This window comes from Brachyspira sp. SAP_772 (assembly GCF_009755885.1).
Classification (GTDB): Bacteria; Spirochaetota; Brachyspiria; order Brachyspirales; family Brachyspiraceae; genus Brachyspira.
The window spans coordinates 1-762 of sequence record NZ_VYIX01000130.1; the positions used below are offsets into that span (position 1 = coordinate 1).

Annotated in this window: 1 protein-coding gene; it reads right to left on the reverse strand. The window is 29.2% G+C overall.

What is annotated here, in order from left to right; translation table 11 throughout:
• Window position 1 precedes the first annotated feature (1 nt).
• Window positions 2-762: tetratricopeptide repeat protein (locus GQX97_RS13040; RefSeq protein ID WP_368666582.1), on the reverse strand; the 761-nt coding region annotated here is incomplete at its 5' end.

Here is a 762-nt window from a genome sequence, read left to right on the forward strand (position 1 = left end):
TCTATCTATCTATATAGCTTTCAGCTCTCAATTTGTATATTCTAGCAAGTAAAGCATATCCGCTTCCATCATCAGGAAGAAGTGAAATATAATTTAGAGCATATTTCTGAGCCTTAGCAAAATCTCTAAAATAATWTAATGCTACAACAGAAGCCCTATAATTAGCAGCAGCCTGATTTTTATTAATGCTAATAATATTCTCATAACCATCTAATGCTTCACGATTATTTCCTGTTATCTCATTTATATAAGATATTTGATACAAATAGTCAAGATTATCACCATTAATTAAAACAGCCTTATTAGCATATCTCATAGCAGCAGCATTATTTCCAAGTTTAATATTTAATTTTGATAATGCATAAAAATCTCTATCAGATTCATATTCCTTATTTAAATTAAATAAAGATAAAGGATAAGAGCTAACATTAACAATACTGTCTACCTTCCAAAGCAAATCTACATCCATATATTTAGAAGCTCTGTCAAAAGCATTAATTGAATATCCATACAATCTGCTCTTGCTGTAGATTCTTCCTAAAATAGCATCTTTTGCCCCAGCAACATTAACATACTTAAAAATATTATAAGTCATATCATAAGCACTGCTGTCATACTCATATGCCAATGATTCTGCTAAGGCAATAACATTGTTCATATAAGCAGGAGCAATTTTTAAAACCTCTCTTCTAACATCAGAAAACTTAACATACCCATTAATATTATTATAATTGCCCATAGAAGCTAAATAAGAATCAATAT